This window comes from Streptomyces sp. AN091965 (assembly GCF_022698285.1).
Taxonomy (GTDB): Bacteria; Actinomycetota; Actinomycetes; order Streptomycetales; family Streptomycetaceae; genus Streptomyces.
Genome location: NZ_JALDMY010000001.1, coordinates 5,680,665 through 5,693,638, shown reverse-complemented (window position 1 = coordinate 5,693,638; position 12,974 = coordinate 5,680,665). Strand labels below are relative to the sequence as shown.

The 12,974-nt window shown below is 71.2% G+C and carries 12 protein-coding genes; 3 read left to right on the top strand and 9 right to left on the bottom strand.

The features are described 5' to 3' along the window. Positions 1–25 precede the first annotated feature (25 nt). The 4 genes from MQV74_RS24175 to MQV74_RS24160 all read right to left on the bottom strand — a co-directional run bounded on the left by MQV74_RS24175 (position 26) and on the right by MQV74_RS24160 (position 3,089). Positions 26–1,363: an NADH-quinone oxidoreductase subunit D gene (locus MQV74_RS24175; RefSeq protein WP_242720927.1), complete on the bottom strand. Its 1,338-nt coding sequence runs from the start codon at positions 1,361–1,363 to the stop codon at positions 26–28. After that, a complete protein-coding gene (locus MQV74_RS24170) occupies positions 1,363–2,112 on the bottom strand; it encodes an NADH-quinone oxidoreductase subunit C (RefSeq protein ID WP_242720925.1) in 750 nt (249 codons plus the stop codon). Before MQV74_RS24170 ends, MQV74_RS24175 begins: the two co-directional genes overlap by 1 nt. Next, entirely contained in the window at positions 2,109–2,663 is a 555-nt protein-coding gene (locus tag MQV74_RS24165) for a NuoB/complex I 20 kDa subunit family protein (protein ID WP_030678080.1), read from the bottom strand. The genes MQV74_RS24170 and MQV74_RS24165 overlap by 4 nt, the downstream gene beginning before the upstream one ends. Positions 2,664–2,729: 66 nt before the next feature. After that, entirely contained in the window at positions 2,730–3,089 is a 360-nt protein-coding gene (locus MQV74_RS24160; RefSeq protein ID WP_138961244.1) for an NADH-quinone oxidoreductase subunit A, read from the bottom strand. A 982-nt stretch (positions 3,090–4,071) separates the two neighbouring features. Between MQV74_RS24160 and MQV74_RS24155 the strand changes: the two genes are divergently transcribed. After that, positions 4,072–4,932 (top strand): C40 family peptidase, encoded by an 861-nt coding sequence (locus MQV74_RS24155; RefSeq protein ID WP_242720922.1) that lies wholly within the window; start codon positions 4,072–4,074, stop codon positions 4,930–4,932. 74 nt (positions 4,933–5,006) lie between these two features. Here the strand turns inward: MQV74_RS24155 and MQV74_RS24150 are convergent, their stop codons facing one another. Then, positions 5,007–6,299, bottom strand: coding sequence for a geranylgeranyl reductase family protein (locus MQV74_RS24150; RefSeq protein WP_242720919.1), 1,293 nt, complete (start codon positions 6,297–6,299; stop codon positions 5,007–5,009). Between the two features lie 97 nt (positions 6,300–6,396). Between MQV74_RS24150 and MQV74_RS24145 the strand changes: the two genes are divergently transcribed. Continuing rightward, positions 6,397–6,942, top strand: coding sequence for a GNAT family N-acetyltransferase (locus tag MQV74_RS24145; protein ID WP_374120677.1), 546 nt, complete (start codon positions 6,397–6,399; stop codon positions 6,940–6,942). Positions 6,943–7,030: 88 nt separating this feature from the next. Then, positions 7,031–7,396 (top strand): PASTA domain-containing protein, encoded by a 366-nt coding sequence (locus MQV74_RS24140; RefSeq protein ID WP_242720916.1) that lies wholly within the window; start codon positions 7,031–7,033, stop codon positions 7,394–7,396. A gap of 174 nt (positions 7,397–7,570) precedes the next feature. Here the strand turns inward: MQV74_RS24140 and MQV74_RS24135 are convergent, their stop codons facing one another. From MQV74_RS24135 to mqnC, 4 genes are all read right to left on the bottom strand, one after another. Then, entirely contained in the window at positions 7,571–10,153 is a 2,583-nt protein-coding gene (locus tag MQV74_RS24135; RefSeq protein WP_278194209.1) for a zinc-ribbon domain-containing protein, read from the bottom strand. A gap of 151 nt (positions 10,154–10,304) precedes the next feature. Beyond that, positions 10,305–11,000, bottom strand: a complete 696-nt coding sequence (locus MQV74_RS24125; protein ID WP_242720913.1) for a demethylmenaquinone methyltransferase — start codon at positions 10,998–11,000, stop codon at positions 10,305–10,307. Positions 11,001–11,133: 133 nt separating this feature from the next. Then, entirely contained in the window at positions 11,134–11,676 is a 543-nt protein-coding gene (locus MQV74_RS24120) for an imidazolonepropionase-like domain-containing protein (RefSeq protein ID WP_242720911.1), read from the bottom strand. A 17-nt stretch (positions 11,677–11,693) separates the two neighbouring features. Beyond that, positions 11,694–12,908 (bottom strand): cyclic dehypoxanthinyl futalosine synthase, encoded by a 1,215-nt coding sequence (gene mqnC, locus MQV74_RS24115; RefSeq protein ID WP_242720908.1) that lies wholly within the window; start codon positions 12,906–12,908, stop codon positions 11,694–11,696. Positions 12,909–12,974: the final 66 nt, after the last annotated feature.

Here is a 12,974-nt window from a genome sequence, read left to right as displayed (position 1 = left end):
CCCAGGCTCGTCGGCGATGCGTCTGTCACCGGTCGACGCCTCCCATCACGGGGTCGATGGACGCGACGGCGACGATGACGTCGGCGACCTGGCCGCCCTCGCACATCGCCGCCATGGCCTGCAGGTTGGTGAAGGACGGATCGCGGAAGTGCACCCGGTAGGGGCGGGTGCCGCCGTCGGAGACGACGTGCACGCCGAGTTCGCCCTTGGGCGACTCCACGGCGGTGTAGACCTGGCCGGGCGGCACCCGGAAGCCCTCCGTCACCAGCTTGAAGTGGTGGATCAGGGCCTCCATGGAGGTGCCCATGATCTTCTTGATGTGGTCGAGCGAGTTGCCGAGGCCGTCGGGGCCGAGCGAGAGCTGGGCGGGCCAGGCGATCTTCTTGTCGGCGACCATGACCGGGCCGGGCCGCAGCCGGTCCAGGCACTGCTCGATGATCCGCAGCGACTGGCGCATCTCCTCCAGGCGGATGAGGAAGCGCCCGTAGGAGTCGCACGTGTCGGCGGTCGGGACCTCGAAGTCGTAGGTCTCGTAGCCGCAGTACGGCTGGCTCTTGCGCAGGTCGTGCGGGAGCCCGGCGGAGCGCAGGATGGGGCCGGTGGCGCCGAGTGCCATGCAGCCGGTCAGATCGAGGTAGCCGACGTCCTGCATGCGGGCCTTGAAGATGGGGTTCCCGGTGGCGAGTTTGTCGTACTCGGGGAGGTTCTTCTTCATCTTCTTCACGAACTCGCGGATCTGGTCCACCGCGCCGGGCGGCAGGTCCTGGGCGAGTCCGCCGGGCCGGATGTACGCGTGGTTCATGCGCAGGCCGGTGATCAGCTCGTAGATGTCGAGGATGAGCTCACGATCGCGGAAGCCGTAGATCATGATCGTGGTGGCGCCCAGCTCCATGCCGCCGGTGGCGATGCACACCAGGTGGGAGGACATCCGGTTCAGCTCCATCAGGAGCACGCGGATGAGGGTGGCGCGGTCGGGGATCTGGTCCTCGATGCCGAGGAGCTTCTCGACGCCCAGGCAGTACGCCGTCTCGTTGAAGAACGGCGTCAGATAGTCCATGCGCGTGACGAAGGTGGTGCCCTGGGTCCAGGTGCGGTACTCGAGGTTCTTCTCGATGCCCGTGTGGAGGTAGCCGATGCCGCAGCGGGCCTCGGAGACCGTCTCGCCCTCGATCTCCAGGATGAGCCGGAGCACGCCGTGCGTGGAGGGGTGCTGCGGGCCCATGTTCACGACGATGCGCTCGTCGTCGGCCTCGACGGCCGACTTGGCGACCTCGTCCCAGTCGCCACCGGTGACCGTGTAGACGGTGCCCTCGGTGGTCTCGCGCGCGGAGGCGGAGGAGGCAGAGGTGAAGGGAGTGCTCATCAGCTGTACGACCTCCGCTGGTCCGGAGCCGGGATCTGGGCGCCCTTGTACTCGACGGGAATGCCTCCGAGCGGGTAGTCCTTCCGCTGCGGGAAGCCCTGCCAGTCGTCCGGCATCATGATCCGCGTGAGCGCGGGGTGGCCGTCGAAGACGAGGCCGAAGAAGTCATAGGTCTCGCGCTCGTGCCAGTCGTTCGTCGGGTAGACCGCGACGAGGGACGGCACGTGCGGATCGGCGTCCGGGGCGCTGACCTCCAGGCGGAGCAGCCGGTTGTGGGTGAGCGAGCGCAGGTGGTAGACGGCGTGCAGCTCGCGGCCCTTGTCGCCGGGGAAGTGCACGCCGGACACGCCGGTGCACAGCTCGAAGCGCAGCGCCGGGTCGTCCCGCAGGGTCCGGGCCACCCGGACGAGATGCTCGCGCGCGATGTGGAAGGTGAGCTCGCCGCGGTCGACGACCGTCTTCTCGATGGCGTTCTCGGGGACGAGGCCCTGTTCCTCCAGGGCGCCTTCGAGTTCGTCGGCCACCTCGTCGAACCAGCCGCCGTAGGGCCGGTTGGCCGCGCCCGGGAGCCGGATGGAGCGGACCAGGCCGCCGTAGCCGGAGGTGTCGCCGCCGTTGTTCGCGCCGAACATGCCGCGCTGGACGCGGACCTCCTCGCCGCGCTCGCCGCGCTGGCCGGGGAGGTTGGAGGCGCTGAGGTCCTTCTCGGGGTTGACCCCGTTGCTCGCGCCGTCGTGGGGGTCGGTCACCGCAGCAGCCCCTTCATCTCGATGGTGGGGAGGGCCTTGAGGGCCGCTTCCTCCGCCTCGCGGGCCGCTTCCTCCGCGTTCACACCGAGCTTGGTGTTCTGGATCTTGTGGTGCAGCTTGAGGATCGCGTCCAACAGCATCTCGGGCCGGGGCGGACAGCCGGGCAGATAGATGTCGACCGGGACGACATGATCAACGCCCTGGACAATCGCGTAGTTATTGAACATTCCGCCGGAAGACGCGCAAACCCCCATGGAGATCACCCACTTGGGGTTGGGCATCTGGTCATAGACCTGTCGCAGGACGGGCGCCATCTTCTGGCTCACGCGCCCGGCCACGATCATCAGGTCCGCCTGCCGCGGCGAGCCGCGGAAGACCTCCATGCCGAAGCGCGCCAGGTCATAGCGCCCGGCGCCGGTCGTCATCATCTCGATGGCGCAGCACGCGAGGCCGAACGTGGCGGGAAAGACGGATGCCTTGCGCACCCACCCGGCGGCCTGCTCGACGGTGGTCAGCAGGAATCCGCTCGGCAGTTTCTCTTCGAGTCCCATGCTCAGTGGCTCCTCTGTCCCCTTCCGGGGCTCAGTCCCATATCGGGGGTCAGTCCCTTGCCGGGGTCAGTCCCATTCCAGGCCGCCGCGCCGCCATACGTACGCGTACGCGACGAAGACGGTGAGCACGAAGAGCAGCATCTCCACGAGCCCGAAAATCCCCAGGGCGTCGAAGCTCACGGCCCAGGGGTAGAGAAAGACGATCTCGATGTCGAAGACGATGAAGAGCATCGCCGTCAGGTAGTACTTGATGGGAAAGCGCCCGCCGCCGGCCGGCGTGGGGGTCGGCTCGATTCCGCACTCGTAGGCCTCGAGCTTCGCGCGGTTGTAGCGCTTGGGGCCGACAAGCGTGGCCATGACCACGGAGAAAATCGCAAAGCCTGCCCCGAGGGCTCCCAGTACGAGGATGGGCGCATACGCGTTCACCGCTCCTCGCTCCTCTCAGTCGGCACTGACTGCTGGCGGTTGCGTCGGACCCGCTCGCCGCCCCGCCCGTCCGCGATCCCCGGGCCTTCGGAGCTCTCGAAGATCGCTTACATGTGAAGCAGGTCACAAGCCCAACTGCCCCGCATCTTATGCCCGCCGGTCTGTGATCTGCGACACGGGGTACGACAACGGCTTTGTGATCTCCACCACCTGACGAAGGATCATGAAGTCGGATGAGCGGTGATCTTCGTACGCGAAGCACCTGAGTGATCACCAGAGGTGACATCTTGACGCGTCGGGGCAGGTCGGGGCGGTGTTGCATTATCAAGAGGTGGCCACTACAGGCAAATTGGCGCTGGACGTGATCACTTGATAGAGGGTCGCGTTCACACTTTGGCGGCAGAGGTGTGGACGGCGGTGGACGCCTCCGCGCGGGGGCGCCGGGACGGGTGGGAGGCTCCGTTGCGTGCACGCGTTCACGAGCCCCCTCGTGGAAGCGGGGCACTCCCTCCGCCAGTCACGCATTCCGCCCGCCGGTCACGCGCCCCCTCGGCCGAAGTCGGGAGGTGCCGCGCGCGAAGCATCCGCAGAGAAGCGACAGCGCGCATGGAGAAGCGACAGCGGGAGACCGGAGGAGTACGGAGGGACTCGGCGGGAACCCGCGAGATACCCGGGAGATATCGGCCAGGTCTCAGCCAGGTCTCGGGCGGCCCTCACGGGCCCCACGATGTGACCTGTACCACACTCGAACCTCGGGTCGAACAACCGGGCTTGGCCAACGGCCTGAACACGTGTTAGACCACGGGCAATTCGGACGTAACTCGGAAAACCCATGATCACAGGCGTGATCACCACTGTCCGCATTGCCCTTTACGGCGTCAATAAGATGCGACACGCCCGGGATTCACGGCCGCACGGGACAACTGTGGCGCAGCACACGTTTCTTGAAGGGAACCCCCACTCCTTGATAGCGGTTGTTCCCATGTCCCACACCGCTCACATACCCAGCCACCGGAAGCCCCGTCGCAGCGCGTCGAAGATGGCTCTGCGCGCCGGAGTTGCCGGTGGCGTCCTCAGCACCCTGGCCGTGGCCGGCGCCGCCGGCACGGCGAACGCCGCCGAGCCGGTGACCGAGACGATCGAGCTGCCCACGCTCACCGCCGATCTGTCCGCTCAGATCGCGCAGTCCGCGGACGCCACCCAGCAGACCGCCGACAGCTACGAGGCGCGTGCCCAGCAGGAGGCCGCCGCCGTCAAGGCCGCCAAGCAGGCCAGCAAGGACCAGAAGGCCGCCGAGAAGAAGGCGGAGGCCGAGAAGAAGGCCAAGGCCGCGGCCGAGGCCAAGCGCGAGAAGGAGGCCCAGGAGCGCGCTGCGCGGGCCACCGAGCGCACGCAGCTCAGCACCAACTCCGCCCCCGCGGGCGGCTCCGGCGGCTCCGGCGGCGGCTCCTCCGCCTCCGACTCCTCGAACGTCTCCGCGCCCTCCGGCGGCAGCGTGGCGACGGTCATCAGCTTCCTCAAGGCCCAGCTGGGCGACGCGTATGTGATGGGCGCCTCCGGCCCCAACGCGTGGGACTGCTCCAGCCTCGTGCAGGCCGCCTTCAAGCAGGTCAACGTGGACCTGCCGCGCGTCTCGCAGGCGCAGTCGACCGCGGGCACCCCGGTCTCGCTCTCCAACATCCAGCCGGGCGACATCCTGTACTGGGGCGGCGCGGGCTCCGCGTACCACGTCGGTGTCTACATCGGCAACGGCCAGTACCTGGACGCCGCGAACCCGAGCAAGGGCGTCGTGATCCAGGACCTGTCGGGCTACCCGGCCTCCGGAGCCGTGCGCGTCCTCTGACGGCCTCTCTCAGCCACGTCTAAGGGCCGGAACCCTCCTGGGAGGGTTCCGGCCCTTAGACGTGCGGCGAGGCGTCAGGCCTTGGGGGCCACCCGGCTCAGGCCGTTGATGATGCGGTCCATCGCGTCGCCGCCCGTCGGGTCCGTCAGGTTGGCGAGCATCTTCAGGGTGAACTTCATCAGCAGCGGGTGCGTGAGGCCGCGCTGGGCGGCGATCTGCATGACCTTCGGGTTGCCGATGAGCTTCACGAAGGCGCGGCCGAGCGTGTAGTAGCCGCCGTAGGTGTCCTTGAGGACCTTCGGGTAGCGCTGGAGGGCCAGTTCGCGCTGGGCGGGCGTGGCGCGGGCGACGGCCTGCACGATGACGTCGGCGGCGATCTGCCCTGACTCCATGGCGTAGGCGATGCCCTCGCCGTTGAACGGGTTGACGAGGCCGCCCGCGTCGCCGACGAGCAGCAGGCCGCGGGTGTAGTGCGGCTGGCGGTTGAAGGCCATCGGCAGGGCGGCGCCGCGGATCGGGCCCGTCATGTTCTCCGGGGTGTAGCCCCAGTCCTCGGGCATGGAGGCGCACCAGGCCTTGAGGACCTCGCGCCAGTCGAGCTCCTTGAAGGCGGCGGTGGTGTTCAGGACGCCGAGGCCGACGTTCGACGTGCCGTCGCCCATGCCGAAGATCCAGCCGTAGCCGGGGAGCAGTCGGTCCTGGGCGCCGCGGCGGTCCCACAGCTCCAGCCAGGACTCCAGGTAGTCGTCGTCGTGGCGGGGCGACGTGAAGTACGTGCGCACCGCGACGCCCATCGGGCGGTCCTCGCGGCGGTGCAGGCCCATCGCGAGGGACAGGCGCGTGGAGTTGCCGTCGGCGGCGACCACCAGCGGCGCGTGGAAGGTGACCGGCGTCTTCTCCTCGCCGAGCTTGGCCTCCACGCCGGTGATGCGGCCGGTGCGGTCGTCGACGATGGGAGCGCCCACGTTGCACCGCTCGTACAGACGTGCGCCCGCCTTCTGGGCCTGCCGGGCGAGCTGCTCGTCGAAGTCGTCGCGCTTCCGGACGAGTCCGTAGTCGGGGTAAGAGGCGAGATCCGGCCAATCCAGCTGCAGGCGTACGCCGCCCCCGATGATGCGGAGGCCCTTGTTCCGCAGCCAGCCGGCCTCTTCGGAGATGTCGATGCCCATGGACACCAACTGCTTCGTGGCACGCGGCGTCAGGCCGTCACCGCAGACCTTCTCCCGCGGAAACGCGGTCTTCTCCAGGAGAAGCACGTCGAGCCCGGCCTTCGCCAGGTAGTACGCGGTGGTCGAACCGGCGGGACCCGCGCCGACGACGATGACGTCCGCGGAGTTGGCGGTGGTGTCGGAGAGCGGCTCGGTCACGGAGGGTTCTCCCCAAGGCTCGAAATCGGTGTGCCGACCGGCACGGGATGAGGGCAGTCTATGAGGCGGTACTGATCAATCACCCGAAGGGCCACTTGTGAGCGACGTGAGCGAGCTGGACGACGCCCCCCACCGGACCCGCAGCGCCCCCGCCGTCGGCCTGCGCGTGCCGACCCACGAGGACGCCTTCGTCTGGCACCGGCTCTTCGACGACCCTCAGGTCATGGAGTACGTGGGCGGCGGTGTGTCCAGCGAGCTCTCCGTGTACGAGGAGCTGACCGCGCGCCAGCGCCGCCACGACGCGGAACTGGGCTTCTGCCTGTGGACGTTGCTGGACCCGGGCGGCGAGCCCGTGGGCCTCGCCGGGGCCCAGCCGTGGCCGCGCGAGTGGGGGCCCACGGGTGAGATCGAGATCGGCTGGCGGATCGCCCGCCGGGCGTGGGGGAACGGCTACGCGACCGCGGCGGCCCGCGCGAGCCTGGACCGGCTGCGGGCGGCGGGCGTGCCGTCGGTGGTCGCCGTGATCGACGTGCGCAACGAACGGTCCATGGCGGTGGCCGCGCGCCTCGGCATGGAGCGCCAGGAGACGTACGACGTGCCCGGCGCGGACCGCCGCGCGTGCTGCTACCGCGTGGGGTTGTAGTCCGGCCCGGCCGGGCTACCCTTCCCCTACCGCCGGGGCCTCCCCTACCGCTGGGGGTTCGCGCCCCTGCCGCTGAGGGGTGACGCCTGTGCCGAGGACGCCGGGGGACGCCGGGCCGCTGGAAGTGCGCGTACCGCGCTTCGTGGGCCTGATGGCGATGGACGCGCGCAAGAGGGCCGCCGAGCGCGGCGTGCGCCTGGTGGCGGGCGACCGTTCCGAACTCGACGACGTGGTCCTTGAGTACGTCGTGCGCCAGTACCCGCTGCCGGAGGTCGAGGTGCCGCGCGGTGCCGTCGTGACCGTGTGGTTCGACCTCGGCCCCGGCGAGGGCGAGGGCGGCGCCGGGGTGCGCGAGCCGCGGCTGCCCGGCCCGTCGGACGGCGGCCTCCAGCGGGAACTGGCCGAGCCGGGACAGCCGGAGGTCGGCGTCGGGGCTGAGGCGTTCGAGGGCTGAGGCGTTGGAGGGCTGAGGCGTTGGAGGGCTGAGGCGTTCGAGGGCTGAGGCGTTCGAGGGCTGAGGGTTTCCAGCGCTGAGGCCTGAGGCCCCGGGGCCCGGACCGGCCGACGCCGCGGTGGTGGTGCGCACCACCACCGCGGCGCCCCGCCCCGCGGGGTCGGCCCGTTGCCGTCAGCCCGAGGTCCGCCAGGTGTCGAGCGCCGTCCGGTGCGTCCGCGTGCCGCGCTCCGTCGACCACACCTTCGCGCGCCAGGACAGCTGGATCGCGTACTCGGTGCCGTCGGCGGTGACGTAGCTCTGGTCGATCGCGTGGATCTTGCGGCCCGACGTGTCGGTGTACGTGTACTCCCACACCGCGCCCGCGCGCCCCTGGAAGGTGTTGTCCTCCAGGCGGATGCGCCGGTAGTCGGACTTGTCGGGGTCCTTCTCGGCGTGCTCCTCCATGTTCGTGAGGTTCTCGTACGAGGTGTAGCCGGCGTCCGGGATCACGCCGACGAGGAAGTTCTCCGCCCCGCTCGCGCCCGCGTACATGGACTGCGTGGGGTTGTCCCCGGCCCGGCTGCTCCAGCCCTCGGGCGCGGCGAACGAGAACCCCTTCGGGTCGGTGACGCGCTCGGAGCCCGGCGGCACCGCGGCGTCCCCCGCACTCTCGCCGCCGTCGCTCTCCCCGCCGGAGGGCCGCGCGGGGGCGGTCGGCGGGGTCCGGCTCGGCTCGTCGGTGCGGCTGACGGCCGGGCCGTCGTTCTTGCCGTCGTCGTCGGAGCCGGTCCCGGTGCCGGACGCGTCCTGGCCCGCCTTGTCGGACGTGCCCGCGTCGTCCGAGGTGCTCTGGTTCTCCTGCCAGACGACGATGCCCGCCGTCGTGCCGCCGCCCACGAGGAGGGCGACGGCCAGCGTGAGCGCCCAGACCCCGGCGCGGCCGCGCGGCCGCGCGGGGGCGGGCGGCGACGCCAGTACGCCCTGGGTGGGGGCCGCGCTGGGGTCGTACGGGCCGGGGACGGCGTACGCCGCGGGCGCGCCGGGGCCCGCCGCGCCGGGAGCGGGCGGCGGCAGCTGGCCCGGCGGCAGCCCCGGCGGAACCGGCGGCACCCCGCTGCCGCGCGCGGTGAACACGGCCGCCACCAGCACCGCTCCGGCCACCCACAGCAGCCCGAACAGCAAGAGGTCCGGCATGCTCACGCCCGCGTCGAAGGAGCCGCTCGACGTCTCGCCGCCGAGCCCGCGCTGCCGGGCGGTGGTCTCCACGCCGAAGCCGCCGACGGCGGCGAGCAGCAGGATCAGCCCGAAGGAGAGCCCCGCGGCCAGGATCTGCTCGCCGCGGCGGGCGCAGCGGCGCGCGCCCACGAACGCGATCACGAGGGCGCACACCAGGCCGAGCGCCAACGCGCCCACGACCGCGCCCGAATTGACCAGGTCGCCGAGTTTCGACAGGCCGAACGACTCGCTCTCGCCGCTGTCGCCGTAGCCGCCGTACCGCGAGCCCCTGCTCGCCTCGGACTTCAGGGGCGCGCCCCAGCCGAGGCCGAGCGCGTGCAGACCGAGGTTCGGCAGGAGCATCAGGGCGACGAGGTAGGGCGAGACCCGGTCGTTCGAGACGTCGGAGCCCGGCACCTCGGAGTCGCCGTTGAAGGCGTCGATCTGCGTGACGCTGAAGTACGCGGTGACGGAGCTGAGGACGAGCACGACGGCAAGGGCGCGCAGGGACGCGCCCAGGGCGCGGGTGAAGAACTGCGCGCCGGGGCGGGTGGCGAGCCAGGGGGCGGCGCCGTCGCGGTGCAGCACGGCGGCCGAGACCCCGAGGGCGAGCGCGAGCGCGCCGAGCATCGCGAGGAGCGGGCCGGACGACACCTCGGCGCGCTGGATCTCGGGCTGCCCGAAGAGGGCGAGCACCAGCACGCCGAGCGCGGTGAGCAGCCCGACGCGGACGGCCGCTTCGAGGCCCGCCGTGCTCCCCGGCAGGCTCTGCCCGCGCAGCCGCAGGCGGTTCCTGAGGATGCGCGCGCCGATGACGAGCCCGCCGATGAACAGCGCCGTCACCGTGAGCGGCACCAGGTGCACGCCGAAGGTGCCCTCGACCACCCGTTCCGAGACAGAGCCGTCGAAGCCGGTCTCCTCCTCGGTGCCCGAGAGCTCCAGGCGGCCGCCCACCGCCTGGAGGACGAAGGCGAGGGCGATCCGCAGCCGGTCGGCGAAGCCGACGAAGTCCTCGTCGTCCTGTCCGTACTTCGGCGCGGCGCACACGAGCGCGGAGAGCAGCAGCGCCGCGAGCGGCCACAGCGCGGCCTGCGCGGAGCCGGCCCAGTCACCGCGCGCGGTCCGCCCGAGGAAGGCGCCGACGGGTGAGGGCGCGGCGGGGACCGGTGCGTAGGCGGGCGTGGCGGGGTGCGGGGGCGCCGCTGCGACCGGGGCCGCCGCAGGGGCGGGTGGGGCTGCCGGGGAGGGCGGTGCCGGTGGGGCCGGTGGGGCCGGCGGTGCCGTCGGTGGCGGCGCGGCCACCGGGGCCGGGGGAACCACCAGCGTCTCGGGGTGACTTGGGGCTTCGGCGGGGGCGGCGGGCGCGCTCTCCGGAGCGCCCTGGGGCGCGTCCCGAGGAGTGTCGCCGGGCGCGTCCCGGGAGGGGTCCTGGGGTGCGTCCCGGGGTGCGGCGTCCGAGGCCTCCCCCGTCGGCTCCGGGAGGCGTTCGCGCCCGCACTTCATGCAGAAACGGGCCTCGTCCGGGGATGGCGCCCCGCAGTGCGGGCAATACGACGACATCGGAACGCTCCGTCTTGAGGAGATCGTCAGGGGGACGGGTCGGTGAGCGCCGACCGTTATGCTCCGGCCACGTGGAGTGGCCGGTACATATCAACTGACACATCTTCTCCGGCGCGCGGTTCCCGTCAACCGCCGCGTCCGAAACGACCGTTCAGCCCTTCTTGAAACCCCGGTGGAGCGCCACCACGCCACCCGTCAGGTTCCGGTACGCCACCTTGGACCAGCCCGCGTCGGCCAGGCGCGCCGCGAGCTGCGGCTGGTTCGGCCAGGAGCGGATGGACTCGGCGAGGTAGACGTACGCGTCCGGGTTCGAGCACACCGTGCGGGCGACCGGCGGGAGCGCCCGCATCAGGTACTCGATGTAGACCGTGCGGAAGGGGCCCCACGTCGGCTCGGAGAACTCGCAGATCACCACGCGCCCGCCGGGCCGGGTGACGCGGAACATCTCGCGCAGCGCGGCGTCGGTGTCCTGCACGTTGCGCAGGCCGAAGGAGATCGTGACGGCGTCGAAGGTGTCGTCCTTGAACGGCAGCTTCGTGGCGTCCCCCGCGGTGAACGGCATCCACGGGTGGCGCTGCTTGCCGACCCGCAGCATGCCGAGCGAGAAGTCGCACGGCACCACGTACGCGCCCGCCTGCGCGAAGGGCTGCGAGGACGTGGCCGTCCCGGCGGCGAGGTCGAGGATCTTCTGCGCGGGCCGCGCGTCGACGGCCCTGGCGACCTCCTTGCGCCACAGCCGGGCCTGGCCGAGCGAGATCACGTCGTTCGTGAGGTCGTACCGTTCCGCGACGTCGTCGAACATCGAGGCGACTTCGTGCGGCTGCTTGTCCAGGGATGCGCGGGTCACCCGGCCCATTGTGTCAGGCCGGTCTTCTTCCTTGGCCGGGGCCTCTCGCCTGCCCTCTTCCCGTAGTGGGCGGGTGCGGCGTTCGCCGTGGTTGCTCGCGCAGTTCCCCACGCCCCTTTCAGGGCGTCCTGCCTCAGCGGCGGCGGAACAGGAGGCGGCCCTCGATGGCTGTCGCCACGCAGGTTCCGTCCTCGGTGAAGATCGCGAAGTCCGCGGGGGCCGACGACGCCAAGGGTGCTTCGGGCGGGGCCGCGGTGACGACTCTGATGCCTGAACGGGTGACGGCCGTGCGGACCGAAGGGTGGGTGAAGGGGCCCGCCAGGGTGGTGGTGCCGGTGGCCAGGAGGCGCTGGAGGCCGCGGCGGGCGCTGTGGCCCCAGCGGGTGTCCGTCATGCCGAGCCCGTCCAGGTCCGCTCCGGTCAGCGGGTCCGTGCCGAGCTCGTCGGCCTCGCGCGGGTCGGGCCAGTACGCGGACTCCAGGAGCGCCACGGCGTCGGGCTCGTGGCGGCCGGGGGTCAGGACGCCGTCCCAGCGCCGGACCCGGGCGCGCTCGCCGTACGCCGCGTGCAGTTGCGCGTACGGGCCGACGGCCGCGATCCGGGCGCCGTCGACGACGACGGCGTCCGCCCCCGCGGGGGCGGGCCGGACCGCGTCCACCTGGTGCAGTGTCAGCAACTGGCCCTCGCGCGGCCCTAGTTGGAGGTGAGGAGCTTCAGCTCCGGGTGGGCCGTGCCGCCCTCGATGGCGGTGGAGGAGATGTGCGAGGCGACGCGCTCGTCCACCGGGTCGTTCGCCGGGTCGTCGTGCACGACCAGGTGCTCGTACGTCGTGGCGCGCTGCGCGGGCACGCGGTCGGCGGAGCGGATCATGTCGATCATCTCGCGCAGGTTGGAGCGGTGCTTGGCGCCCGCCGAGGAGACCACGTTCTCCTCCAGCATCACCGAGCCGAGGTCGTCCGCGCCGTAGTGCAGCGTGAGCTGACCGGCCTCCTTGCCGGTGGTCAGCCAGGAGCCCTGGATGTGCGCCACGTTGTCCAGGAAGATCCGCGCGATCGCGATCATGCGGACGTACTCGAAGATCGAGGCCTGGGTGCGGCCCTTGAGGTGGTTGTTCTCCGGCTGGTACGTGTACGGGATGAAGGCGCGGAAGCCGCCCGTCCGGTCCTGTACGTCGCGGATCATGCGCAGGTGCTCGATGCGCTCGGCGTTCGTCTCGCCGGTGCCCATCAGCATCGTGGAGGTGGACTCCACGCCCAGCTTGTGGGCGGTCTCCATGATCTCCAGCCAGCGCTCGCCGGACTCCTTCAGCGGGGCGATGGCCTTGCGCGGCCGCTCCGGGAGCAGCTCGGCGCCCGCGCCCGCGAAGGAGTCGAGCCCGGCGGCGTTGATCCGCTGGATGGCCTCCTCGACGGAGACCTTCGAGATCCGGGCCATGTGCTCGACCTCGCTCGCCCCCAGGCTGTGGATGACGAGCTGCGGGAATTCCTTCTTGATGGCCGCGAAGTGCTTCTCGTAGTACTCCACGCCGAAGTCCGGGTGGTGGCCGCCCTGGAACATGATCTGCGTGCCGCCGAGCTCCACGGTCTCCGCGCAGCGGCGCAGGATGTCGTCGAGGTCCCGGGTCCAGCCCTTCTTGGTGTCCTTCGGGGCGGCGTAGAACGCGCAGAACTTGCACGCCGTCACGCAGACGTTCGTGTAGTTGATGTTCCGCTCGATGATGTACGTCGCGATGTGCTCGGTGCCCGCGTACCGGCGGCGGCGCACGGCGTCGGCGGCCGCGCCGAGCGCGTGCAGCGGGGCGTCCCGGTACAGGGCGAGCGCCTCTTCGGCGCTGATCCGTCCGCCCGCCGCGGCACGGTCGAGGACGGCTGTGACATCAGAGGACGTGAGGTCGGCCTTCTCGGTCACCGGTGCGTCCCTTCCGTAAGGGGGTTGGACAGATCGCTCTTCAGCGTACGCCAGGGCTCCTGGGCC